Annotated in this window: 19 protein-coding genes; 11 read left to right on the top strand and 8 right to left on the bottom strand. The window is 63.9% G+C overall.

Annotated elements, in window-relative coordinates:
• From C725_RS05545 to C725_RS05520, 6 genes are all read left to right on the top strand, one after another.
• Complete coding sequence (locus C725_RS05545; RefSeq protein WP_008600789.1) at nt 1-1,269, top strand: CpaE/TadZ family protein; 1,269 nt, start codon at nt 1-3, stop codon at nt 1,267-1,269.
• A gap of 58 nt (nt 1,270-1,327) precedes the next feature.
• Entirely contained in the window at nt 1,328-3,064 is a 1,737-nt protein-coding gene (locus tag C725_RS05540; protein ID WP_200858588.1) for a TadA family conjugal transfer-associated ATPase, read from the top strand.
• Nucleotides 3,061-4,038 (top strand): type II secretion system F family protein, encoded by a 978-nt coding sequence (locus C725_RS05535; RefSeq protein WP_008600786.1) that lies wholly within the window; start codon nt 3,061-3,063, stop codon nt 4,036-4,038. Before C725_RS05540 ends, C725_RS05535 begins: the two co-directional genes overlap by 4 nt.
• Before the next feature lie 12 nt (nt 4,039-4,050).
• Complete coding sequence (locus C725_RS05530) at nt 4,051-5,046, top strand: type II secretion system F family protein (protein WP_008600785.1); 996 nt, start codon at nt 4,051-4,053, stop codon at nt 5,044-5,046.
• 46 nt (nt 5,047-5,092) lie between these two features.
• Nucleotides 5,093-6,334, top strand: coding sequence for a threonine ammonia-lyase (locus C725_RS05525; RefSeq protein ID WP_008600783.1), 1,242 nt, complete (start codon nt 5,093-5,095; stop codon nt 6,332-6,334).
• 89 nt (nt 6,335-6,423) lie between these two features.
• Nucleotides 6,424-7,161, top strand: a complete 738-nt coding sequence (locus C725_RS05520) for an arginyltransferase (RefSeq protein WP_038281878.1) — start codon at nt 6,424-6,426, stop codon at nt 7,159-7,161.
• Between the two features lie 35 nt (nt 7,162-7,196).
• Here the strand turns inward: C725_RS05520 and C725_RS15250 are convergent, their stop codons facing one another.
• The 5 genes from C725_RS15250 to C725_RS05495 are packed head-to-tail and all read right to left on the bottom strand — an operon-like array spanning nt 7,197 to nt 14,452.
• Nucleotides 7,197-8,846, bottom strand: coding sequence for a right-handed parallel beta-helix repeat-containing protein (locus C725_RS15250; protein ID WP_008600778.1), 1,650 nt, complete (start codon nt 8,844-8,846; stop codon nt 7,197-7,199).
• A 41-nt stretch (nt 8,847-8,887) separates the two neighbouring features.
• A complete protein-coding gene (gene metH / locus C725_RS05510) occupies nt 8,888-11,512 on the bottom strand; it encodes a methionine synthase (RefSeq protein WP_008600776.1) in 2,625 nt (874 codons plus the stop codon).
• A complete protein-coding gene (locus C725_RS05505; protein WP_008600775.1) occupies nt 11,512-12,552 on the bottom strand; it encodes a homocysteine S-methyltransferase family protein in 1,041 nt (346 codons plus the stop codon). The genes metH and C725_RS05505 overlap by 1 nt, the downstream gene beginning before the upstream one ends.
• Nucleotides 12,549-13,496 (bottom strand): methylenetetrahydrofolate reductase, encoded by a 948-nt coding sequence (gene metF / locus C725_RS05500; RefSeq protein WP_008600774.1) that lies wholly within the window; start codon nt 13,494-13,496, stop codon nt 12,549-12,551. Before metF ends, C725_RS05505 begins: the two co-directional genes overlap by 4 nt.
• Nucleotides 13,493-14,452: an ArsR/SmtB family transcription factor gene (locus tag C725_RS05495; protein ID WP_008600772.1), complete on the bottom strand. Its 960-nt coding sequence runs from the start codon at nt 14,450-14,452 to the stop codon at nt 13,493-13,495. The genes metF and C725_RS05495 overlap by 4 nt, the downstream gene beginning before the upstream one ends.
• An 85-nt stretch (nt 14,453-14,537) precedes the next feature.
• On the opposite strand from C725_RS05495, the gene C725_RS05490 reads away from it, so the two are divergent.
• Both C725_RS05490 and C725_RS05485 read left to right on the top strand, forming a co-directional pair.
• Complete coding sequence (locus C725_RS05490; protein WP_160165711.1) at nt 14,538-15,491, top strand: MlaA family lipoprotein; 954 nt, start codon at nt 14,538-14,540, stop codon at nt 15,489-15,491.
• Nucleotides 15,492-15,631: 140 nt separating this feature from the next.
• Nucleotides 15,632-15,943: a hypothetical protein gene (locus C725_RS05485; RefSeq protein WP_008600768.1), complete on the top strand. Its 312-nt coding sequence runs from the start codon at nt 15,632-15,634 to the stop codon at nt 15,941-15,943.
• A 103-nt stretch (nt 15,944-16,046) separates the two neighbouring features.
• Here C725_RS05485 and C725_RS05480 read toward each other — a convergent pair whose 3' ends face one another.
• Nucleotides 16,047-17,420 carry an MATE family efflux transporter gene (locus tag C725_RS05480; protein WP_038281874.1) on the bottom strand — a complete coding sequence of 458 codons (1,374 nt, stop codon included), beginning with the start codon at nt 17,418-17,420 and terminating at the stop codon, nt 16,047-16,049.
• Between the two features lie 117 nt (nt 17,421-17,537).
• On the opposite strand from C725_RS05480, the gene ku reads away from it, so the two are divergent.
• The 3 genes from ku to C725_RS05465 all read left to right on the top strand — a co-directional run bounded on the left by ku (nt 17,538) and on the right by C725_RS05465 (nt 22,013).
• Nucleotides 17,538-18,377, top strand: a complete 840-nt coding sequence (gene ku / locus C725_RS05475) for a non-homologous end joining protein Ku (RefSeq protein WP_008600766.1) — start codon at nt 17,538-17,540, stop codon at nt 18,375-18,377.
• Between the two features lie 31 nt (nt 18,378-18,408).
• Nucleotides 18,409-20,943 carry a DNA ligase D gene (gene ligD / locus C725_RS05470; protein ID WP_008600764.1) on the top strand — a complete coding sequence of 845 codons (2,535 nt, stop codon included), beginning with the start codon at nt 18,409-18,411 and terminating at the stop codon, nt 20,941-20,943.
• A 215-nt stretch (nt 20,944-21,158) separates the two neighbouring features.
• A complete protein-coding gene (locus C725_RS05465) occupies nt 21,159-22,013 on the top strand; it encodes a PEP-CTERM sorting domain-containing protein (RefSeq protein WP_051051234.1) in 855 nt (284 codons plus the stop codon).
• A gap of 143 nt (nt 22,014-22,156) precedes the next feature.
• Here the strand turns inward: C725_RS05465 and groL are convergent, their stop codons facing one another.
• Entirely contained in the window at nt 22,157-23,812 is a 1,656-nt protein-coding gene (gene groL / locus C725_RS05460; protein ID WP_008600762.1) for a chaperonin GroEL, read from the bottom strand.
• A gap of 51 nt (nt 23,813-23,863) precedes the next feature.
• Nucleotides 23,864-24,151, bottom strand: a complete 288-nt coding sequence (locus tag C725_RS05455) for a co-chaperone GroES (protein ID WP_008600760.1) — start codon at nt 24,149-24,151, stop codon at nt 23,864-23,866.
• Between the last annotated feature and the right edge of the window lie 104 nt (nt 24,152-24,255).

Here is a 24,255-nt window from a genome sequence, read left to right as displayed (position 1 = left end):
ATGAATGCCGTCACACCCGTCACCGCCGCCACGCGCGAGACGTTTACCGCCTTCGTCTGCGACGAGGATCTGGCCGCGACGGTTCGGGCCGTCCTTCCCGACATCGGCTGGTCGCCCGATCAGGTCATGAAGGGCGGTTTGCACAATGCCGTGCAGACGCTTTCAGTGACGGCATCGCCGATCATCCTTCTTGTGGACTTGTCGGAAGCCGGCGATCCGCTGAACGACATCAATGCGCTTGCCGAGGTGTGCGAGCCCGGAACGATCGTGCTTGCCGCCGGAACGGTGAACGATGTCCGCCTCTACCGCGACCTGATCGCGAGCGGCATTCAGGATTATCTTGTGAAGCCCGTCACGCCGGACATGATGCGCGATGCGCTGTTCGGCGCGCAGGCCGTGCTGCAGGCCCCGCGCCAGGTCGAGGAGGCCAGCGATGCGCGGCCGCATGTCGGCATTGCCGTGATCGGAACGCGCGGGGGCGTTGGAGCATCCACGATCGCTACATCCTTGGCGTGGATGTTCGCGGATGAGGAAGAGCGCGCGACCGGCCTCCTCGACCTCGACGTGCAGTTCGGCACGGGCGCCCTTGCCTTCGATCTGGAACCGGGGCGCGGCCTGACCGACGCGCTGGAAAACCCCAGCCGTATCGACGGCTTGTTCATCGAGCGGGCGATGACCCGGGTGAACGACCGGCTCGCAGTGCTGTCGGCCGAGGCGCCGATCAACCAGCCGCTGCTTGCCGATGGGACGGCGCTGCACCAGCTGGAGGAGGAAATGTCGGGCGTGTTCGATGCGCTGATCGTCGACATGCCGCGCAGCATGGCCGTGCAGCACCCACAGCTTTTGGGCGAACTCAGCCATGTCGTGCTGGTGACCGAACAGTCACTTGCGGCAACGCGCGATACGATCCGCATTCTCGGCTTTCTGCGGGCGAATGCGCCGCAGGCGAAGGTTACCGTGGTGGCGAACAAGGTCTCTTTGTCCCCCGCCCCGGAAGTGTCGAAGAAGGATTTCGAAGCGTCGATCGAGCGCGAGATCGACATCGTGCTGCCGCTCGATGTCAAGCAGGCCATTGCGGCCGCCAAGCAGGGGAAGGCGTTGCCGGCCGTTGCGAACGGCCGGCTTTCAGCCGCTCTCAACCAGCTCTTGAAAGCTGTGTCGGGCGCGTCGGGCGCAGTGGAGAGCGGGCCGCATTCGGCTACCCTCGTCGCACGGGTGCGAGCGCTTCTGCCTGCGAGGGGGAAGACGAAGGCTGCTGGCACGAAGTAGGTCGGGCGACGCTGCGGGTCGGCGTCTCTCGTTGAGCGTAGGGAGTAGGGAATAGGCAATGGCAGCGCCGGGTTTCGGGAAAAGAAGCGGACTCGCTCGGAGGGACGTGGCGCCGTTCGGTACGGGCGGAAAGCCCGCGGCCGGCGCGCCTGCGGGCCCCCGCGATGCTGCGCCCAACCCGCATGCTCAGCCATCGCTCGTCATCCAGGATCTTTCCGCTGCCGCACAGGAGGCGGGTTCGGCTCAGGCGCCGCGCGGCCGCAGCACGGAGAACTGCGTCTGGGAGCTGCATGAACTGATTTCGCCGCAACTTCTTGACTTTTTTCCGCGCGAGCGTGCTCGAAAGACGCGGCGCGGAGAGCTGGCCGCGCGAATCGACGAGGTCGTTCGGCAGATGGCCGGCAACGAACGCCGCGATCTCAGCGATTCGCAGGCCCGGGACACGGTCACGGTCCTGCTGAATGAGCTGCTTGCCAAGATCGGCGGACTGGAGCCGGGACCGGCGAACAGGAAGACAGCGGCATCCTCCGCCAGTGCCAAATCAGTCATCGAGGCCAAGGAGAAGATCCAGCCGCTGATGATGGAGCGCATCGACGCCTCCGTGATCGCGGAACTGGAACGCGGCGAACTTGCCGAGCAGGTATCCGATGTCGTGTCGGAGATCATGGTCGAGCAGCGCATGAGCCTCAACACGAAGGAGCAGCGCGATCTCGTTACCCTGCTTCTGAACGACATGCTCGGTCTCGGCCCGCTGGAGCCACTTCTCGCAGACGACGACGTCAGCGAGATCATGGTGAACGGTCCGAAGACCATTTATGCGGAGCGGAAGGGGAAGCTCGGCCTGACGGACGTGCAGTTTCGCGACGACGCACACCTTCTCAATATCGCGCAGCGCATCGTCTCTGCCGTCGGGCGGCGTGTCGATGAGACCTCGCCCATTTGCGACGCGCGTCTTCTCGACGGCAGCCGCGTCAACGTCGTCATTCCGCCGCTCGCCATCGACGGCGCCTCCATTTCGATCCGCAAATTCTCCAAGGACAAGCTGACGCTGGAGAAGATGCAGAGCTTCGGGTCTTTCAGTGCGCAGATGGCGAAATTCCTGAACATCGCAGGACGGATCAAGCTCAACATCCTGATTTCCGGGGGCACCGGTTCGGGGAAGACGACGATGTTGAATGCCATTTCGCGCAACATCGATCCCGGCGAGCGCATCGTCACCATTGAGGATGCCGCCGAGCTGCAATTGCAGCAGCCGCATGTCGTGCGCCTGGAAACCCGCCCGGCAAATCTGGAGGGCAAGGGCGAGGTCAATATGCGCGACCTGGTCAAGAACGCGCTGCGCATGCGCCCGGATCGGATTATCCTGGGTGAGGTTCGCGGGCCGGAGGCCTTCGAATTGCTGGCCGCCATGAACACGGGCCATGACGGTTCGCTGGGTACGCTGCACGCGAACCGTCCGCGCGAGGCCATCACGCGCCTGGAGAACATGATCAACATGGCCGGCCTCAACCTGCCGGCAAAGGCGATCCGCACGCAGATCGCGGATGCGCTGAACCTTGTGGTGCAGATCAGCCGAATGCGCGACGGCGGCCGGCGCATTACTCATATTTCGGAAGTCGTCGGCATGGAGGGCGAAGTGATCACCATGCAGGATTTGTTCGTCTACAAATATGCCGGGGAGGACGACACGGGCAAACTGCGCGGCACGTTCGAATCCACCGGCCTGCGCCCGGCCTGCTACGAACGGGCGGAGTATTTCGGCCTCGGCCGCGTGCTGATGGAGTGCGTATCGTGAATAGCGATCTTCTCGTCCTGGTGATTGCCGCGGGCGTGTTCCTGACGCTGACGATGGTCATCCTGGCCTTTTCCAGCGATGGCGGCGCGAAGAAGGGCGCGCGGCGGTTGGCCGTCGTGCGCGAACGCCACTCCTCTTCGCAGGAGGTGCTGGCGCAGGCGCAGATGCGGAAGATCCTCGCGGCTCGCGAAACGCGGCTCGACACGGTCTTCAGCGGATTCCTGCCGAATAAGGACGCGCTGAAGACGCGGCTGCGCCGCACGGGAAAGACGTGGGGTGTCGGCCAGTATTTCCTCGCCAGTTTCGCAAGCGTTGCAGGTGTCGGGGTATTGCTGACCGCGCTCGGACTGCCGCCGCTTCTGGCGATGCTGCTTGGCATCGCCGTGGGCCTGTTCGTCCCGCACATGACCGTCAATGTCCTGATCGCGAAGCGGGTGAAGAACTTCAATGCCCGCTTCCCCGATGCCATCGAACTGCTGGTTCGCGGCCTGCGTTCGGGCCTTCCGATCGGCGAATCCGTCAACGTCGTCGGCAGTGAGATTCCCGGTGTGGTCGGGGAAGAGTTCCGCCGCGTGTCGGACAAGGTGCGCATCGGCCGCACCATGGATCAGGCGCTACAGGAAACTGCGGACCGTATCGGAACGCCGGAGTTTCAGTTCTTCGTCATCACGCTGAACATCCAGCGGGAAACGGGTGGCAATCTGGCTGAAACGCTGTCGAACCTGGCGGACGTCCTCAGAAAGCGTCAGCAAATGAAGCTGAAGATCAAGGCCATGAGCTCTGAATCGAAGGCGTCCGCCTATATCGTCGGATCGCTGCCCTTCATCGTGTTCGGCCTCATCACCATGATGGACCCCGAATATACTGGCGGCTTCTTTACCGACACGCGGCTTATCATCGCGGGGGCCGGCGGCCTCGTCTGGATGTCCATCGGCGCCTTCATCATGGCCAAGATGGTCAGCTTCGAGATTTAGGGCGCACGAGATATGAACGCCAACACCGATCTTTCCACGCACGTCCTGTTCTTCGGCATGACCGCCATCGACATTGCGACGCTGCTGACGGCGATAGCGGCCCTTGCCATGGTCGTCGCGGTCTATTCCGTGGCCACCGTTCGCGATCCGATGCGTGGCCGCGTGAAGGCCCTGCAGGATCGCAGGGAGCAATTGAAGGCAGGCATCACCGCCTCGCGTCGCCGCACGAAGGCCGCGGCCAAGACGGAAGCCACCGACCAGATGCGCACCCTCCTCAAGCGCCTGAAGGTGCTGCAGGACGAGCAGGCGAAGGACGCGGCGATCCTTCTGAGCCAGGCGGGCATCCGGTCGAAGGATGCGGTGGTCATGCTGCTGTTCGCGCGGCTGGTGATGCCGTTCGTGTTCGGCGCGATTGCCGCGTTCCTGATCTTCGGCATGGGAATGCTGCCGGATTATTCGACGCCGATCCGCGCCGGCGCCGTCATGGGAGGCGTTCTTCTGGGTTACAAGGCTCCCGACATCTTCGTGACCAATCTGAAGACGAAGCGGACGGATGCCATCCGCAAGGGGCTTCCCGACGCGCTCGATCTTCTCGTCATTTGTGCGGAGGCGGGCCTGACCGTCGATGCCGCCTTCAACCGCGTGTCGAAGGAACTGGGCAAGGGCTTTCCCGAACTGGCCGACGAGTTCGCGCTGACGGCCATCGAACTCGGTTTTCTTCAGGAGCGGCGGCAGGCCTATGAGAATCTTGCCCAGCGCGTCGACCTCGAGTCGCTGCGGGGGGTGGTGACGACGCTGGTACAAACGGAAAAATACGGTACGCCGCTCGCCTCGGCGCTGCGCGTATTGTCGGCAGAGTTCAGGAACGAGCGCATGATGCGGGCGGAGGAAAAGGCCGCACGCCTGCCCGCCATCATGACCGTGCCGCTGATCATGTTCATCCTGCCGGTTCTGTTCATCGTCATTTTGGGACCGGCGGCCTGCTCGATCAGCGATGCGATGATGTAGGGTGGCTCTGGCGTCGGGAGCGGACGGCGCCTAGAGAGCGGGCCCTATGGCTACCAAACCCAGCATCAGCACCGGACTGCCGGTCAGCTTCGCCGATATCGAGGCCGCCGCGAAGGCGATCGAGGGCAGCGTCATTCGCACGCCCTGCATGCACGCGCAGACGCTGTCGGAGATTACCGGCGCAGAGGTGTGGCTGAAGTTCGAGAATTTGCAGTTCACCGCCGCCTTCAAGGAGCGCGGTGCGCTCAACAAGCTGCTCACCTTGACCGAGGAGGAGCGCCGGAAGGGCGTCATCGCCGCTTCCGCCGGCAATCACAGCCAGGGCCTGTCCTATCACGCCGCGCGGCTTGGCGTTCCCGTTACCATCGTGATGCCGAAGTTCACCCCCGTCGTGAAGGTGAAGCAAACCGAGGGACACGGCGCGAACGTCGTCCTGTTCGGCGAATCGTTCGACGACGCCTTTGCCCATGCGCGTGAGTTGGAACGCGAGCGCGACCTGACATTCGTGCATCCGTTCGACGACGAGAAGGTGATCGCCGGGCAGGGAACGTGCGGTCTCGAAATGATGCAGGACGTGCCGGACCTCGACATGATGGTCGTGCCGATCGGCGGCGGGGGGCTGATGTCCGGCTGCGCCATCGCTGCGAAGCATATCAAGCCGGACATCGAGATGATCGGCGTGCAGGCCGCGCTCTACCCCTCCATGTACGGCCGTCTGCGGGGCGAGACGGTCGTTTGCGACGGTGACAGCCTGGCGGAGGGGATCAGCGTCAAGCAGCCGGGCGAGAAGACGTTCGCGATCATCGACGCGCTCGTCGACGACGTCGTATTGGTGGCGGAGCGCGAGCTTGAGCAGGCCGTTTCCCTTCTCCTCGGTATCGAGAAGACCGTCGTCGAGGGGGCCGGCGCGGCCGGTCTTGCCGCGCTGCTGTCGCATCCGGAGCGGTTCCGCGGGCGCAAGGTCGGCCTGCCGCTTTGCGGCGGCAATATCGATACGCGCCTGCTGGCGAGTGTGCTGCTGCGCGACCTTGCCCGTTCGGGGCGCCTCGCGCGTCTTCGCATCCGTCTTCGCGATCGACCCGGACAGCTTCACAAGGTGGTGAAGCTGTTCGACGAGCATCAGGTGAACATTTTGGAAGTCTATCACCAGCGGGTTTTCACCAATCTGCCGGCGAAGGGGCTGATCACCGACATCGAATGCGAAACGCGTGACGCCGATCATCTCGAACGTCTGGTCGAGGGGCTGCGGGATGCGGGGTACGAAGTGAAGTTGGTCGAACCGGATTAACCGAATTTTCGCCGCTCTTGCCCTATAGATGCGGTGGGACGCACGCCGGCCCACTGGACGACAGGGCAAGCGCGAGCGATATTCGGACCGTGACCGATCAGAGTTTCCGATTTCCGAGATTCTTCGTCACGGCGCCTTCGCCGTGCCCGTACCTGCCTGACCGGACGGAACGCAAGGTGTTCACGGAGCTGCGGGGCAGCGAGGCCTCGCAATTGTCGGAAGCGCTGTCGCGGATCGGCTTCCGGCGCTCTCAGAATGTTGTCTACCGTCCCAGTTGCGACAGTTGCCGGCGCTGTGTTTCGGTGCGTGTGCTCGCACAGGATTTCGAGCCGAGCGCCTCGCAGCGGCGCATTCTGCGGCGGCACGACGATCTGGATATTGCGTCCTGCACGGCGAAGACGACCAGCGAGCAGTTCGCACTGCTGCGCCGCTACCTCGATACCCGTCATCCTGACGGCGGCATGGCCTCCATGGACGCCTACGACTATGCGGACATGGTCGAGCAGACGCCGGTCGACACGGCGGTTCTGGAGTATCGCGAACCGCCGGAGGATGACAGACGCCTGGGCCGGTTGGTGGGTGTGTGCCTGACCGACCGCCAGTCGGACGGTCTCTCCATGGTCTACAGCTTTTATGAGCCGGCAGGCGGCGGGCGCGACGGCCTCGGCAACTTTATCATTCTCGACCATATCATGCGGGCGAAGGCCGCCGGCCTGCCCTATGTCTATCTCGGCTATTGGATCGATGGCTGCGATCGGATGAGCTACAAATCGCGCTTCCGTCCCCTTGAGGCGCTTGAGGGCGGTGGCTGGATCCGGCGGGACTGAACCGTCTTGAATCGGTTCTGCGTCCTCTGGCGGCGTCACGGTCTGACGGCGCAGCTTGGCCCGTCGCGTTGTTCGATGGCTCCGATTGGAGGTGCGCCGGGATCGATGCGCACGCCGCAATAGTCCGGGAATCCAGCGCCAAGTGCCGTACCCCGTGCCCTGGCATCGGCAGCGTTTGCGAAGGACAGGTCGCCGCCATGTGCGCGTCTTAGTTCGCCGGCGGTCATTTCGTCCAGCATCGCGGCGCTGAGAAGCGAATCCATATTGCCCCGCTCCTCCATGGTGCCGCCGTCCCGCGCCAATATGCGCCCGTCGACAACATTGTTGAGGACCGCGGCCGAACTGCCGGGGAAGCGAACGTCGATTCCGCGCGTGCCGATCAGCGTATTGTTGGCGATCAGCGAATCCGCGGCCTTGTTCAAGTAAATGCCGACGTCCGAACAGCTTTCGACCACATTGCCGCGCACGATGCCGCCGCGCGTTTCCTGCGCGCAGCCGGGCGTCGAACAGAGAGACGGGGCGGTCCCGCCGCCGCCCAGCGATATGCCCACGCGCGTCCCGCCGCGATGGCGGTCGGCGCAGCGGACATAGTTGCGATCGATCACGGGGTTCACGGACCCGCCCTTCGCGAACACGCCGTAGCTGGTGTGGTCGGAACCATCCTTGCCGAAATCGGAAATGATGTTGCCGGTCACGCGCAGCCCGTCCGTCGCCACGACGTCGATGAAGGTGACAGACGTGCCCGTCCGCTGCGGCGCGTCGCTCGTCAGCCGGTTCGCCTCGATCAACAGATTGTCGGGCGCCGGACCCCTGGCGCCGTTCGCATTCGCCTTGATCGGCGCATTGTAGCCGGAAAAGCTGTTGTTGCGGACGATGACGTTCTTCGCCTCGCCGGTAATGTGCAGCGCGTGTTCGCAGCCCTGCACGCCGCATCCGCCCACGAAGTCGAGGTTCGCGAAGACCCACCAGGGCTTCGACAGGCGCACGAGTTCGGACGTATCTGACAGGATGCTCGCCGTGCCGGGTGCAGCAGCGCGCAGAACGATCGGCGCCGGCGCTGTGCCGCCGGAACGCGGTACGAGCGAGGATCGGCCGAGATCATATCGTCCGGGCGCCAATTCGATGATGTCGCCGGCGCGCGCTTCGGCGACGGCGGCCCGTAGAGCGGCTGCGGAGGAGACGGCTAAGCTGCCGCCGGTTGTGGGTGTGCACTGGCCCCCGCTACGGTCGCTGGTCAGCGGTGCGCCGTCCGCACCGTAGCAGGCGGGCGCGTCCGCCAGCGCCGCCTGCGGTCCGGCAACCCGAATGGGGGGACCCGGGCGTTTTACGGCGAAGCCGTGCAGTTCGGCATCGGGAAAGACGGCCTGCGCCAGATGCACGAGCGGTGCGATGGTCGGGCGCTGCTCTGCCTGCCAATCACCCTCCAGCGCCAGCCAATGGCCGATCAGGGCCGTCGCCGGCTCCTGAAAGCGGTACTGGATATACGCCCCGCCAAGAAGCAGCGTGGTGCACGCCGCCAGAAGCAATCCGCCGAGAAGGGGACGCCAGGGCAAGCGGCGGCTGGGCGTGCCGCGCCCGCTGGTGTTCTTGGCCGTACCGGCACGGGACATGCGCGGCTCGAAGTTCGCGGTCAGCGAATCCAGCCGTGCCCGTCGTTCCTCGAAACTGCGCCGCCGCCCTGCCATGCGCGGGACCCTAGCCCGGTTTTGCGGGCCTTACGAGAGGGTCAGTCGAGGTTCGGCCGCAGCCATCGCCTCGCATCGTCGATGCTGACACCGCGCCGCTCGGCATAGTCCTGAAGCTGGTCCTCGCCGATGGTGGCGACACCGAAATACTGGCTGTCCGGATGCGCGAAATAAAAGCCGCTGACGCTCGCGGCCGGCAGCATCGCCATGGATTCCGTCAGCGTGACGCCCGTCGTCTCCGTGGCGTCCAGAAGGTCGAACAGCAGCGGTTTCAGAAGGTGGTCCGGACAGGCGGGATAGCCCGGCGCGGGGCGTATGCCGCGATACCGCTCCTTTATGACGTCTTCCATGCCGAAATCTTCGTCGGGGGCATAGCCCCATAAGGATGTGCGAACGCGGTGGTGCAGATACTCGGCGTAGGCCTCTGCCATCCGGTCCGCCAAGGCCTTGAAGAGGATGCTCGAATAATCGTCATTCTCGGCCTTGAACCGTGCCAGCATCTCTTCGCCCGTGCCGGCGGTCACACAAAAGCCGCCCAACCAGTCGGCTTCCGGATGAATGAAATCGGCAAGGCACATATTGGCGCGGCCCGCCCGCTTCGAGATCTGTTGCCGCAGCATGGCGAAGCGGGTGCTCACCTCGCTGCGGCTCTCATCGGTGAAGACCAGGATGTCGTCACCATCGCGGCGCACAGGCCACAGGCCGGCGACCGCGCGCGGCGCAAGCCAGTCCTCCGCCTCGATGCGTGCCAGCATCGCCTGCGCATCCTCGAACAATTGCCGCGCACTCTCGCCGACGATCTCGTCGTCGAGGATGGCAGGGTAATTTCCCGCAAGTTCCCAGGACCGGAAGAACGGCGTCCAGTCGATGAAGGGGATGAGGTCGCGCACCGTCACATTCTCGATCCGGGTCAGGCCCTGCGCGGCTGGCCGGGGCGGCGTATAATCGTCGAACCCGGCGGCAAAGGCGTTTTCCCGCGCCTTTTCCAGCGGAACGAGGGTCGAACCGCTGCTCTTGCCGGCACGCTGCAGGCGAATTTTCTCATATTCCGCACGCGTGTCGCCCGCCAGTTTTGCCGCCCCGGTTTCAGAAACGAGAGCGGAGGCGACGCCGACCGCGCGGCTGGCGTCGAGGACGTGAAGCGTGGGGCCCGGATAGGCCGGTTCGATCTTCAGAGCCGTGTGAACCCGACTGGTCGTGGCGCCGCCGATCAGCAGCGGCATGGTCATCCCGGCCTTTGTCATTTCCTCGGCAACCGTGACCATCTCGTCGAGAGAGGGGGTGATGAGGCCGCTAAGGCCGATCATGTCTGCGCCGGAATCGTTCGCGGCTTTTAATATGTCCTGCCAAGGGACCATGACCCCAAGGTCGACCACTTCGAAATTGTTGCACTGAAGGACGACGCCGACGATGTTCTTGCCGATATCGTGAACATCGCCCTTTACCGTTGCCATGACGATCGTGCCCTTGGCGCGCGAACCTTCCTCCTTCTCCTCCTCGATGAACGGGATCAGGTGGGCGACCGCCTTCTTCATGACGCGGGCTGATTTCACGACCTGCGGCAGGAACATCTTGCCGGACCCGAACAGGTCACCGACGACGTTCATGCCGGCCATCAGCGGCCCCTCGATCACATGGATGGGCCGCTCGGCGGATTGGCGCGCCTCTTCAGTGTCGTCGACGACATACTGATCGATGCCCTTGACGAGCGCGTGCGACAGGCGCTCGGCAACCGGCAGTTGGCGCCAGCTTTCGTCCCTTTCCTGCGCCTTGGCGCCGCCGCCCTTGTAGCGCTCCGCGATCTCCAGCATCCGCTCCGTGGCGCTGCCACCGGCCGCCGGCGTGCGGTTGAGGACCACATCCTCCGCCGCCTCGCGCAGTTCAGGATCGATATCGTCGTAGATATCGAGCTGCCCCGCATTGACGATGGCCATGTCGAGCCCGGCCGGTATGGCGTGGTACAGGAAGACGGAGTGGATGGCGCGGCGAACCGGCTCGTTGCCGCGAAAGGAAAAGCTGAGGTTGGAGAGGCCGCCGGAGATTTTCGCATGCGGACAGCGCGCCTTTATCGCCTTGCAGGCCTCGATGAAATCGACGCCGTAATTGTCGTGCTCCTCGATACCGGTGGCGATGGCGAAGATGTTGGGGTCGAAGATGATGTCCTCGGCCGGGAAGCCGTCGGCCACCAGCAGCCGGTAGGCGCGCTCGCAAATCTCGACCTTGCGGGCGGCGGTGTCGGCCTGGCCCGTCTCGTCGAACGCCATGACGACGGCCGCCGCGCCGTAGCGGCGGATCGTGCGCGCCGCCTCCAGAAAGGGGGCCTCGCCCTCCTTCATGCTGATCGAATTGACGATCGCCTTGCCCGCGACGCATTTCAGTCCAGCCTCGATGACGCTCCATTTCGAACTGTCGATCATGATCGGCACGCGGGCGATGTCGGGCTCGGCAGCGATCAGTTTCAGGAAGGTCGTCATCGCCGCCTCGGCGTCGAGCAGCCCCTCGTCCATGTTCACGTCGATGATCTGCGCGCCGTTCTCGACCTGCTCCCGCGCCACCTCCAGCGCGGTATCGTAGTCGCCCGCCATGATCAGCTTCTTGAAACGCGCCGAGCCCGTGACATTGGTGCGCTCGCCGATATTGACGAAGTTCGCGCTGCTTTGTGTCATCAGGCTGCCACCGTGAAGGGGTCGAGCCCGGACAGCCGCATGGCTGGCGCCGGATCCGGAACGCGGCGCGGCGGGCACGCCTTCACGGCGGCGGCGATGGCTGCGACATGGTCCGGCGTCGTACCGCAGCAGCCGCCGATGGAATTGACGAGGCCTTCCTCCGCCCACGCGCGCACCAGCCCGGCGGTGGTTTCCGCGGCCTCGTCATACTCGCCCATCTCGTTCGGCAGACCGGCATTCGGATAGACCATGACCGCGCAGTCGGCGGCCTTGGCGAGCGCGGTGACGTGCGGCCGGAGTTCCGTCGCGCCGAAGGAACAGTTGAGGCCGATGGTCACCGGGCGAACGTGCCGAACCGAATACCAGAAGGCCTCCACGCCCTGACCGGACAGGTTGCGCCCTGCCATGTCGGTCAGGGTCAGCGACATCATGATCGGCAGATCGCGGCCCAGATCGTCGCCCGCCTCCATCGCAGCCATCGCCGCGGCCTTTGCATTCAGCGTGTCGAACACGGTTTCAATGAGAACGATGTCGATGCCGCCCTCGACCAGCGCGTCGATCTGCTCGCGGTAGACGGACTTCATGCCGTCGAAATCCACCTCCCGAAACCCAGGATCGTTGACGTCGGGTGAGATGCTGAGCGTCTTGTTCGTTGGCCCGACGGCGCCGCAGACGAAACGCCGGATTCCGTCCGTCCGTGCATCCACCGCCTGACGCAGCACGCGGGCGGCGGCGCGATTAATGTCCGCCACCAGATGCTCGGCACCATAATCGGCCTGGCTGATTCGATTGGCGTTGAAGGTGTTCGTCGCCAGTATGACCGCGCCCGCGTCGATATAGCTGTCGGCAATCTCCCGGATCAGGTCCGGGCGCGTCAGGCAGACGAGGTCGTTATTGCCCTTCTGATCCTGCGTCAGGCCGGTATCGCCGCGATACTCCGCCTCGGTCAGCTTTCGGTTCTGAATTGCGGTGCCATAGGGGCCGTCCTTGATCAGGATATGATCGGCGATTTCGGCATTGAACTCCTCGCGAATGGTCATGCGGCGGCGCTCTCAAGACGGGCAGGCACAGGGGATGCGCCCGCGCGAAGGCCGAGCATATGGCAGATGGCGTAGCTGAGTTCCGCGCGGTTCAGCGTGTAGAAGTGAAACTGGCGTACGCCGCCGGCATAAAGCCGCCGGCACAGTTCCGCAGCGACTGTCGCGGCAACCAGCTTTCGGGCATCCTGCAGGTCGTCCAGCCCCTCGAACAGGCGCTCCAGCCAGCCGGGCAGGTCGGCCCCGTTCATGGCGGCGAACGTCTTGGTCTGCGCGAAGTTCGATACGGGCAGGATGCCGGGCACGATGGGGGTGTCGATGCCGTGGGCGGCGGCGGCGTCGCGAAACCGCAGGAATGTCTCCGGCGCGAAGAAGAATTGGCTGATCGCCTGGCTGGCGCCGGCGTCAATCTTTCGCTTCAGATTGTCGAGGCAGGCTCGCGCATCGCCGGATTCGGGATGCACCTCCGGATAGGCGGCGACGGAAATTTCAAAATCGGCAACCTTTTTCAGCCCCTCCACAAGGCTGGCCGCGCAGTCATAGCCGTCGGGATGGGCCGCGAATCGCTCCCCCTGCCGCGGCGGGTCGCCGCGCAGCGCGACAATGTGACGAACGCCGGCATCCCAATATTCCCGCGCCACATCGTCGATTTCGCCCCGACTGGCGTCGACACAGGTCAGATGCGCGGCCGCGGTGAGAGGCGTTTCCCTGGCAATGCGCGCCACCGTGGCATGCGTGCGGTCGCGGGTCGAACCGCCGGCGCCATAGGTTACCGAGACGAATTTGGGAGCCAGCGGGGCCAGCGTCTCGATCGACTGCCACAGCGCCTGGTTCATCTTCTCGGTCTTGGGCGGGAAGAATTCGAAGGAGACATCTATGTCGCCGGCCAGATCGGCGAAGAGTGGCCGCGCAAAGGCACGGCCGTGCTCGGTATCCTGCAAGCTCATGCGAAATCCTTCTTCTGATCTTCGGGCGTGGCGACGCCCCCGGGCTTTTCCCCAAGCCAGATCGTCACGGTCAGGGCGCCTTCGAAATGCACCGGCGGCCGGGCGGTCAGGCCAGCGGCATGCATCCAGCCGTCCACCGCCTCGTCCGCGAACCCCAGGCGGACATGGGCATGCTCGCGCCGCAATTCTTCCCGCGTGTGCGGCGCGAAGTCGGCGATGAGAAGGCGGCCGCCGGGCGCGAGGACGCGCGCGGCCTCCTTGATGGCCTCCCCCGGCCGCTCCGCGAAATGCAGAACGTGATGCAGGACCACCGTATCGATGCTTTGGCCGTCAGCAGGCAGGGTCAGCATGTCGCCCTGGCGCACGGGACAGGCGCCGAGGCCTGCTGCCTCCAGCTTGCCGCGGGCGGCGCGCAGCATGTCGGCGCTGCGATCGATGCCGACTGCCTCCGCCGCGGCGTCGCCCAGAAGTTCCAGCATGCGCCCGGTGCCGGTGCCGACGTCGAGCAGACGGCCGATGGGGCGCTGCGAGAGGAGGCCCAATATGGCGGCCTCCACCTCGCTGTCTGCGACGTGAAGCTGGCGCAAACGGTCCCAATCCTGTGCATGGGCGTCGAAATAGGCTTCGGCCGCCGAGACGCGCGCATGGCGGACCGCCTCCAGCCTTTCCAGATCCTCCACGGGCGGTTCCGCGTCGATCAGCGCGCCCACGGCCTCTGCCTGCCGGCCGCCGGCAAATCGCACGAAGACCCACGACCCTTCCTTGTTGCGCTCCAGAAGGCCCGCCTCCGCCAAGATGCGCACGTGGCGCGACACGCGCGGCTGCGACTGCTCCAGAACCTGCGCCAGCTCGCCCACCGTCAATTCCATGTTGCGGGCAAGCTGCGCGATCCTGAGGCGCGTCGGGTCGGCAAGCGCCCGGAAAAGGTCGGCCAGCGGGGTCATTTTCCGAAACATATAAAGAAAGCTTTATATGTCAATCGCGCCGCTCCTGGGGTGTTTTGCGCTGGACGGGAATTTCTGCTGCACTAGCATGGCGATCATGCGTGTTCCGATCCTGATCGCGGCGGCGTTGACCACCACCGCCTGCGCCACCATGCCCGCCGGTTACGAAGATGCTCAGGGCGAATCGCTCGGCGGCTTCAATCGCGGGATCTACAGCTTCAACAATGCGGTGGATTCGGCGGTCCTGAAGCCGGTCGCCACCGGATATCGCGACGTGGCGCCGGCGCCCGTGCGGACCGGCGTCACGAACATTTTCCAGAATTTCGATGAGCCGCTGAATTTCGTGAATGCGCTGTTGCAGGGAAAGATCAAGCGTGCGTTCCGCGCGGTCGACCGGTTCGCCGTGAACAGTACCTATGGTGTGCTCGGGACGACGGACCGTGCCGCGGAACTGGGGCTTGAGGCGCAGCCGGAGGATTTCGGTCAGACGCTGGCGGTGTGGGGCCTTGGATCCGGTCCCTATGTGATGCTGCCGCTGCTGGGTCCGTCGACCGTCCGCGACGCGGTAGGCACGGCGGTCGATATCGTCACCAATCCGTGGACACTGTTCGAAAACCGCGAGCTGGGCTTCGGTTTTCAGGAGAATTTCGCGGAAGGGGCGGTCGAGCTGGTGAACACGCGTGCCAATCTGATCGACAGCGTCGATCCGATCCTGGAAAACGCGCTCGACCCCTATGCAACCATGAAGTCGGCATATTTGCAGAACCGGCTGCAACTCATCAACGACGGCAATGTGCCGATGCCCAGCAGCGAGGAGGGCGGCGGCGCGTTCGGCGATATGGAGACGTTCGAGGGATTTACGTTCGAAGAGGATGGGACGGTCGAGGAGAGACCTGACGAGACGGATAGACCTGCGGACGATGCGGAGCCGGATGACTCCGACTCCCCGCCGGAAGACGGCGCGTTCGCGGTTCCGCAGGACGCGACTGGCGCTGCGGACACGCCGCCGGAGCCCCCTGTGCCGGACGGGAACAGTACCGAACCCCAGTGACCAGGGCTGCGGCGCCGCCTCTATAAGGAGCGGCGGACGGAACCCTCTTTTCACATGCTGCGTTTTGTGAAAGCTGAAAGGCGCTGCGCGGATCATCTGGATCCCGCTGCAAAAGAGAATCGATTTAAGGGGAATTTGACATGAAGAACCTGACCAAGGGCTTCGCCGCCGCTGCGCTCGTGGCCGGGCTCGGCCTTTCTGCCTGCTCCGAAGGAACGCAGGAAAATGCCGAGGCGACGGCCGAAAGCGCCGGCCAGGACGCCGAAATGGCAGGGCAGGCTGCCATTGACGACATGGAAGCCGGCATGGACGAGGTCGGGCAGGACATGGACGCCATGGGCGCCGAAATGGGTCAGGAATTCGACCAGATGGGCGATGAGATCGACCAAGCTGCGGACGACGCCGAGACCCAGGCCGACCAGATGGAGAACGATCTCGAAGAAGAGATGTAAATCTCCTCTTGAGGTTGCAAGGGAAGGGGCCGCGCCGAAAGGTTGCGGCCCCTTCTTTCTTTCTCTTCGAACCCGCCATCGCGGCCCCCGGCGCCGCGTCCAATCAGGAATGGGCGGATGCCCTTCCCAGCGGCTCAGGGCCGTCTCCGGTGGTCAAGATACGGCGACCAATAGCATAGGCAAGCCCGGCGCCGATGATGTTGGCGCAAAGCTCACCGGCATAGATCCCGCCGGGTCCCAGAACATGACCGCCCAGCCAGGCGACCGGCACCATGACGGCAAGTACGCGCAGCGCACTGAGCGCCAGCGCGATGTTCGCCCTGCCGATGGCGTTCAACGCCCCGTTCACGACGATCACGACGCCGTAGGCCCAGAAGCCCCAGGCCGCGACTTGCAGGTACAGCCCGATCGCATCCATCACGACCGGATCATCCGTGAAGATGCCGGCCGCTTGCTCGCGGAATGAGACCAGAACCACGGCGACGCCGAGGCCGTAGAGAAGGGAGAAGGTCGCCGCCTCAACAAGCGCGCGGCGAGAGCGTTCCGGCTTGCCCGCCCCCCAATTCTGGCCGACGATGGCCCCGATGGAAGAGGACATGGCGAGCAGCGGGACGACCGCGAAGCTCTGCAGCCGTCCGGCGACGCCGAATGCCGCGACCGCCTCGTTTCCGAATCGAGAGAGGAGACCCGTGAGGACCGTCAGGCCGATGGGATTGATCGCATTCGAAAGCGCAGCGGGTGCGCCGACGGCCGCGATCTGCCGCGCGCCCTTTACCAGTCCGGGCCCCGACAATAGCGACAGGTGAATGCCGAGTTCGCTGAGCGCCGCCAGCGCTGCACTCATAAGGCCGGCGAGCAGGAACGATGCTGCCGAGGCATAGGCGGCGCCGGCGATCCCGTAACCGGGCAGAACGCCGATCCCGTCGATCAGCAGCGGATCGAGGACCCAGTTTGCCGCAGCCATGCTGAGCAGGATCGTGCTCGACCGCTTGGCTGCACCCTGCGCGCGCAGCACCCCGTTGCCGCCCATGGACAGAAGCAGAAACGGAAAACCGGCAAGATAGGGCAGCATGTAGGCATCGGTCAGACGCAATGTCTCGCCTCTTGCGCCCAGTAGCGTGAAGAGCGGATGCTGAAGGGTGATCAGCAGCAGGGTCAACAGCAATCCCGCGGCAGCGGCGGTCACCATGCCTTCTGCCGCGCGGCGTTGGGCGAGGTCACGGTCCCCGCTCCCAAGTGCGCGCGAGACCACGGAATTGATGCCGACCATGACACCCACGCCAAGGCTGGTCAGCGCGATTCCGACGGGGAAGGCATAGCTTATGGCGGCAAGCGGTTCCGGCCCGAGTTCACCGACAAAATAGGCATCGACGATGCCGACGGACATGATCGCAGCGATGCCGAAGATCATGGGCAGGGTCTGCTCCACGAGATGTCCCCGGATGGAGCCCCGTGTCAGCTTTGCGTCGTTGGGCATTCGTCCCATCTAGACGCTGCGGCTATTCGGTAAAGCCGCGCGGAATTCGCAAAAACGGAACCATCACTGCATTCCGGCCTTTGGCAGGAGGGAAATAGACGCAGCGGAGGCCGGGACATGGTGGCACGTGCGGTTTGGAAGGGCCAGATCCGGTTGGCGCTGGTTTCGATTCCGGTCGAGTTTTATCCGGCGACGAAAAGCGGCGCGTCGATCTCGTTCCGGCAAATTCACGAGCCTTCCGGAAAGCCCATCAAATACGAGAAGGTGGTCCCCGGGATCGGGCCCGTCGATACGGACGAAATCCTGAAGGGCTATGAATATGAGAAGGGTAGCTATGTGCTGCTGGAACCCGAGGAGATCGACGCCGTCAAGCTGGAGTCGAAAAAGACGCTGGAACTGACCCAGTTCGTCGAAGCGCACGAAATCCCGGTGCTCTATTTCGAGAAACCCTATTACGTCGCGCCTGCCGATGAACTGGCGGAGGAGGCCTATGTCGTGCTGCGCGATGCCTTGAGAAAATCGGGAAAGGTGGCGCTGGGCCAACTGGCCATGCGCGGCCGCGAAACGGTGGTCAGCATCAAACCCTGCGGCCGGGGGCTGATCGCGGAAACGCTGCGCTATGCCGACGAGGTCAGAAAGGCCGAGACCTACTTTGCCGCCATTGGCGAGCACGAACCGGAAGAGGAGTTGCTCGACCTTGCCGAAACCCTGATCGACAAGAAAACAGCCCCCTTCGATGCCAAGAATTTCGAGGATCGTTACGTGGAGGCGGTAAAGGATCTGATCGAGAAGAAGCTGAAGGCAAAAGGCGGCAAGGTCACGCCAGAGGAAGAAGAAGCACCGACCACCGGAAAGGGCAACGTCGTCGATCTGATGGCGGCGCTGAAGGAGTCGGTGGAAGGCGGGAAAGGCAAGAGGACACGCAGTTCGCCGAAGAAAAAGGCCGCCAATGGCTGATCTGCGAAGCCGCCCTTCGGATTGTTAGTTTATGGCGAAACCCGGAAAGCGAAAGACCGAAGCGGACGCTGCCGACCAGGCGGCGAAGGACGATCTGCTTGCAGAATATAATGCGCGCCGGGATTTCACGAAAACCCTGGAGCCGGCCGGCAAGGCGGGACGGGCGGGTAGCCGGGTGTTCATGGTGCAGAAGCATGACGCGACCCGCCTTCACTACGATCTAAGGCTGGAAAAAGATGGCGTCCTGAAAAGCTGGGCGGTGACGAAGGGGCCCAGCCTCGACCCGGACGACAAACGCCTCGCCGTACAGACGGAGGATCATCCGCTGTCCTACGCCACCTTCGAAGGCACGATTCCGAAGGGCGAATATGGTGGCGGCACGGTCATGCTGTGGGACCGCGGCACCTGGGCCCCGATCAAGGGCAAGAGCGCCGACGATCTGGAAGATGGCCATCTGCACTTCATCCTGGACGGGGAGCGGGTGAAGGGCGAATGGCTGCTCGTCCGCATGAAGCGCCGCCCGAGCGAAAAGCGCGACAATTGGCTGCTGCGCAAGCTGGACGACGAGTATAGCGGAAGCAGCGAAGGACTGACCGGCAAATATCTGACCAGCGTCGACAGCGGACGCACGATGGACGAGATTGCCGAGGGCAAGCGCGCCGGACGCACCGGATCCAACAGGTCGGGCGGCAAAAAACCACGATCCGGGGGCCGCAAGCCGGGCGCGGACGGACCGCTGCCGCGCCATCAGCCGCCGCAGCTCGCCACCCTTGCCGATACCGTGCCGCCGGGCGACGACTGGTTGCACGAGATGAAATATGATGGCTACCGGGCTTTGGTTGCCGCCGCTGGCGACGAGGTCCGCGTCTTCACCCGCAACGGCAAGGACTGGTCGGAGAAGTTCCCGGGGCTCGTCGATGCTGTGAAGGCGGCAGATCTGGGGACCGCGCTTCTCGACGGGGAACTGGTCGTCCTTGATGCGGACGGACGGCCATCCTTTCAGGCGCTGCAACAGGCGCTCGATGGGTCCGCTTCCGGCGAGGCAATCGTCTATTATGCGTTCGACCTGCTGACGGAAGGAAGGCGGGACCTGAAGACGCTGCCGAATATCGAGCGCAAGGCGCGCCTGGCGGCCCTTCTGCCAGGCAATTCGCCCGTCCTGCGATATTCGGACCATGTACTCGGGCGCGGCGAGGCCCTGTTCGATGCCATGTGCGAGAAGGGCTTGGAGGGTGTGGTTTCGAAACGCGCGGACGCGCCCTATCGGAATGCGCGCACGAAGAACTGGCTGAAGGTGAAATGCATTCGGCGGCAGGATTTCGTCATCGTCGGATGGTCGCGTTCGACGGCGAAGGGGCGTCCTTTCGCATCGCTCCTCCTCGGCCAGTATGATGGGGACCGCCTTGTCTATCGCGGCAAGGTCGGGACGGGCTGGACCATGGACGCCATGGAAGCGCTGAGTGCGAAGATGCGCCCCCTGGAACGCAAGACGCCGCCGCTCGACGTGCCCAAGGGCGCTGCCAAGGGGGTGGTCTGGTTGACGCCGAAGCTGGTCGCAGAAATCGCCTTCGCCGAACTGACCGCAGAGGGCGTGACGCGCCATGCGAGCTTTCTGGGGCTGCGCGCCGACAAGGATGCGAAGGATGCCGGGGTCGAAACGCCGGTTGCAGCCGCGGCGGTCGCCGAGGACGCCGCGAAGCCGGCGGAGGCCGTCAAGATATCGAGCGCGGACCGCATCGTCTTTCCGGACGCGGGAATCACGAAGGGTGAGCTTGCGGATTATGTCCGCCGCGCCGCGCCGCTGATGCTGCCCTGGGCAGCGAGACGGCCGATCAGCCTCGTTCGCTGTCCGCAAGGGCGCCAGAAGAAATGCTTCTTCCAGAAGCACGATTCGGGAAGTTTCGGCGAGCATGTGCTGGCGGTGCCGATCGTCGAAAAAGAAGGCGAAAAGCAGGATTACCTTTACGTCGAGGATGCGGCGGGCCTGCTCCAGTGCGTCCAGATGGGGACGATCGAGTTTCACGGGTGGGGCGCACCCGTCGACGATGTCGAACGGCCCGACCGTCTGGTTATCGACCTCGATCCGGACGAAGGTCTCGCATTCGAGGATGTTAAGGCCGCAGCGCTTGAGATCCGCGATCATCTGAAGGACACGGGGCTGGTCAGCTTTCCCATGCTGACAGGCGGCAAGGGCGTTCATGTCATTGCCCCGCTGCATCCACAGGCCGATTGGACGAAGGTCAAGGATTTCGCCAGCCGTTTCGCGCGCGCCATCGCAAGTGCGGAGCCCGAGCGCTTCACGGCAACCATGTCGAAGGCGAAGCGGAAGGGCCGCATCTTCATCGACTGGCTTCGCAACCAACGCGGCTCGACGGCCATCCTGCCCTACTCGCCGCGCGCCCGGTCGGGCGCGAGCGTTGCCGTCCCCATCGCCTGGAACGAGCTGAAGGATCACGACAGCGGCGCGGACTTCACCATAAAGGATTTCGACAAGCTTCAGCGGCGTGCCGGAAGTGCAGCCATGCAGGGATGGGGGGAGGCAGAGCAAACCTTGCCGGAACTCTAATAAAATGGTTCGCATCCGTAATGTAATGTAGAACGGCGAACGGTTACATCCATTTTGGACCAGACAAAATCCAAGACAAAGTTTGACTTGTCGGTCGGTATTACACGGAGGAAAGTCGTTAACTAAGGAATCTTCTGTCAAGGTTCCAGACTCCACTTCTGGCACGACCATTGCGCAGGGCTTGGTGTGCAAAAATCTGAAGGGAGCACATCAACATGTTGAACAAGCTAATTATTACGGGTGCAGCTCTATTCGTGGCCGTCCCGGCCGCTGCCGCGCCGATTGCAAGCAGTGCCGCCTCCGACCTTGCTGTCGATATCGCCATTGCGCAGGTAGTGAACGCCGGGGTGGGTCCCCTCTCCTCCGCGTCCGGATCGACGGCCTCGGGTGATTACACGTCTGCCGATGCCGTGGCCCGGGTGGAGGCAAGCCTGGATCTTCTTTCCGCCGGCCTCATCGAATCCCGGCTGGATCTGGGTACCGGTATCAACAGCGTCACGGCGGGCGGGCAGGCGAGCGGCCCTTCCTCAAGCGCATCGGCACTGGTGAACGGACTGAGCTTCAGCTTCACCAATTCGCTGTTCGGTCTCGATCTTCCGTCGCTCCTGACTGTGTCCGCCTCGACGATCAGTTCGAATTCCAGCGCGTCGGGAGCCGGGGGTGTGTTGAACACCTCCGGAGACAGCACGATCGAGGACCTGTCTCTCAGTGGAGCCTTGCTGGCCGGTATCAACATCGACCTCGGCGCCATCATCGATGGGGCCGCGAATACCGTTCTTCTGGATTCCGATATTCTCGGGCTGAGGATTACGGCGAACGAGCAGATCACCCTGGGCGACGGCGTGACCTCGACGGGAATCGAGACGAATGCGCTTCGCATCACGCTGAGTGATTTCCTGCTGAACGGCGGCCTTCTGAATGGCGACATCTATATCGGACGTTCCCGGGCCTTTGCCGAGCTTGGCGAGGCTGCGGCGGATGTTCCGGCGCCGGGCGCCATCGGCCTTTTCGGACTTGGCATGCTCGGAATTGCCGGCTGGCATCGTCGGCGGCGGACCGCTGCTGCCTGAATCCGGCAGCAGCAGCCTCGTGTCCCTTGCCGCCCTCATCCCCAGGGGCGGCTTGGGGCCAAAGGAAAGGGGCCGGGAAGGCAATGCCCTCCCGGCCCCTCTTTTCGTGTCGGCGTGACAGCCGGACAGCAAATGCAGAGGACTTAGAAGTCCATGCCGCCCATACCGCCCATACCGCCCATGCCGCCGGGCATGCCGCCGCCGGCGCCATTGTCCTTCTCCGGAATTTCGGAGACGGTGGCTTCGGTGGTGATCAGCAGGCCGGCGACCGAGGCCGCGTCCTGCAGCGCGGCACGCACGACCTTGGTCGGATCGACGACACCGGCCTGAAGCAGGTTCTCGTACGTGTCGTTGGCCGCGTTGAAGCCGAGCGTCTCGTCGTTGGAGTCCACCAGCTTGCCAGAAACGACGGCACCGTCGAAACCGGCGTTCTGCGCGATCTGACGAACCGGGGCCGTCAGCGCCTTGCGAACGATGTCGACGCCGCGCGTCTGATCGTCATTGGCGCCCTCGATGCCGTCCAGGGCCTTCGTGGCGTAGAGAAGCGCCGTGCCGCCGCCCGGGACGATGCCCTCTTCGACGGCTGCGCGCGTGGCGTGCAGGGCGTCGTCGACGCGGTCCTTCTTCTCCTTCACCTCGACCTCGGTCGCACCGCCGACCTTGATGACGGCGACGCCGCCGGCCAGCTTCGCAAGACGCTCCTGCAGCTTTTCCTTGTCGTAGTCGGACGTGGTCGTCTCGATCTGCGCACGGATCTGCTCGACGCGGGCCTTGATGTCGTCAGCCGCACCGGAACCGTCGACGATCGTCGTGTTGTCCTTGTCGATCGTGACCTTCTTCGCCTGACCCAGCATGTCGAGCGTGACGTTCTCGAGCTTGATGCCCAGATCTTCGCTGATCATCTGACCGTTGGTCAGGATGGCGATGTCCTCCAGCATGGCCTTGCGGCGATCGCCGAAGCCCGGAGCCTTCACGGCCGCGATCTTCAGACCGCCACGCAGCTTGTTGACGACCAGCGTCGCGAGCGCCTCGCCCTCGACGTCTTCCGCGATGATGAGGAGCGGACGGCTCGACTGCACCACGGCTTCCAGGATCGGCAGCATGGCCTGCAGGTTCGACAGCTTCTTTTCGAAGATGAGAACGTACGGATTGTCGAGTTCGACGTTCATCTTTTCCGGATTGGTGATGAAGTACGGCGACAGATAGCCGCGGTCGAACTGCATGCCCTCGACCGTCTCCAGCTCGGACACCAGACCCTTGGCTTCCTCGACGGTGATGACGCCTTCCTTGCCGACCTTCTCCATGGCCTGCGCGATCATGTCGCCGACTTCCTTGTCGCCATTGGCGGAGATGGTGCCGACCTGCTTGATTTCCTCGTTACCGGAAACTTCGCGGCTGCGGCCCTTCAGGTTCTCGACGACCTTGTCGACGGCAAGATCGATGCCGCGCTTCAGGTCCATCGGGTTCATGCCGGCGGAAACCGATTTCATGCCCTCGCGCACGATCGCCTGCGCCAGAACGGTCGCGGTCGTCGTGCCGTCGCCGGCGATGTCGTTGGTCTTCGAGGCCACTTCGCGCACCATCTGGGCGCCCATGTTCTCGAACTTGTCCTTCAGTTCGATCTCCTTCGCGACCGTCACACCGTCCTTGGTGATGCGCGGCGCGCCGAAGCTCTTCTCGATGACCACGTTGCGGCCCTTCGGGCCCAGCGTGACCTTGACCGCATCGGCGAGGATGTCGACGCCGCGAAGGATACGCTCACGCGCGTCGCGGCCGAATTTTACGTCTTTGGCTGCCATGATTGACTACCTTTCGTATTGAATTTCAGGAAAAGGAAACTGCGCCGATCCTCAGGCCATGATGCCGAGGATGTCGCTCTCCTTCATGATGATCAGGTCTTCGCCGTCGATCTTGACCTCGGTGCCGGACCATTTGCCGAACAGGATCTTGTCGCCGGCCTTGACCTCCAGCGGGGTGATCTCACCGGAATCGCTACGCGCGCCGGAGCCGGCGGAGACGACTTCGCCTTCCTGCGGCTTTTCCTTGGCGGTGTCGGGAATGATGATGCCGCCCGCGGTCTTGGCGTCGGCCTCGATACGGCGGACGAGAACGCGGTCGTGCAGAGGACGGAAGTTCATGTTACGTCACCCTTTCTTGCTTGCAGGTTGAAAAGCAGTTGGCACTCACAAGGGGGGAGTGCCAGCGGGGCGCATATGTGCAGCTATCCTGCGGGTGTCAACAC

This window comes from Pacificimonas flava (assembly GCF_000342165.1).
Lineage (GTDB): Bacteria > Pseudomonadota > Alphaproteobacteria > Sphingomonadales > Sphingomonadaceae > Pacificimonas > Pacificimonas flava.
This window is presented reverse-complemented; position numbering and strand designations above follow the sequence as displayed.

What these genes read in the sequence shown, in the direction of transcription:
- C725_RS05465 (WP_051051234.1), top strand. Translation starts at nt 21,159, where the DNA reads ATGTTGAACAAGCTAATTATTACGGGTGCAGCTCTATTCGTGGCCGTC.
- C725_RS05505 (WP_008600775.1), bottom strand. Translation starts at nt 12,552, where the DNA reads ATGACCATTCGCGAGGAGTTCAATGCCGAAATCGCCGATCATATCCTG.
- C725_RS05530 (WP_008600785.1), top strand. Translation starts at nt 4,051, where the DNA reads ATGAACGCCAACACCGATCTTTCCACGCACGTCCTGTTCTTCGGCATG.
- ligD (WP_008600764.1), top strand. Translation starts at nt 18,409, where the DNA reads ATGGCGAAACCCGGAAAGCGAAAGACCGAAGCGGACGCTGCCGACCAG.
- C725_RS05525 (WP_008600783.1), top strand. Translation starts at nt 5,093, where the DNA reads ATGGCTACCAAACCCAGCATCAGCACCGGACTGCCGGTCAGCTTCGCC.
- metH (WP_008600776.1), bottom strand. Translation starts at nt 11,512, where the DNA reads ATGACACAAAGCAGCGCGAACTTCGTCAATATCGGCGAGCGCACCAAT.
- C725_RS15250 (WP_008600778.1), bottom strand. Translation starts at nt 8,846, where the DNA reads ATGGCAGGGCGGCGGCGCAGTTTCGAGGAACGACGGGCACGGCTGGAT.
- C725_RS05495 (WP_008600772.1), bottom strand. Translation starts at nt 14,452, where the DNA reads ATGTTTCGGAAAATGACCCCGCTGGCCGACCTTTTCCGGGCGCTTGCC.
- C725_RS05480 (WP_038281874.1), bottom strand. Translation starts at nt 17,420, where the DNA reads ATGCCCAACGACGCAAAGCTGACACGGGGCTCCATCCGGGGACATCTC.
- ku (WP_008600766.1), top strand. Translation starts at nt 17,538, where the DNA reads ATGGTGGCACGTGCGGTTTGGAAGGGCCAGATCCGGTTGGCGCTGGTT.
- C725_RS05540 (WP_200858588.1), top strand. Translation starts at nt 1,328, where the DNA reads ATGGCAGCGCCGGGTTTCGGGAAAAGAAGCGGACTCGCTCGGAGGGAC.
- C725_RS05545 (WP_008600789.1), top strand. Translation starts at nt 1, where the DNA reads ATGAATGCCGTCACACCCGTCACCGCCGCCACGCGCGAGACGTTTACC.
- C725_RS05485 (WP_008600768.1), top strand. Translation starts at nt 15,632, where the DNA reads ATGAAGAACCTGACCAAGGGCTTCGCCGCCGCTGCGCTCGTGGCCGGG.
- C725_RS05455 (WP_008600760.1), bottom strand. Translation starts at nt 24,151, where the DNA reads ATGAACTTCCGTCCTCTGCACGACCGCGTTCTCGTCCGCCGTATCGAG.
- groL (WP_008600762.1), bottom strand. Translation starts at nt 23,812, where the DNA reads ATGGCAGCCAAAGACGTAAAATTCGGCCGCGACGCGCGTGAGCGTATC.
- metF (WP_008600774.1), bottom strand. Translation starts at nt 13,496, where the DNA reads ATGAGCTTGCAGGATACCGAGCACGGCCGTGCCTTTGCGCGGCCACTC.
- C725_RS05490 (WP_160165711.1), top strand. Translation starts at nt 14,538, where the DNA reads ATGCGTGTTCCGATCCTGATCGCGGCGGCGTTGACCACCACCGCCTGC.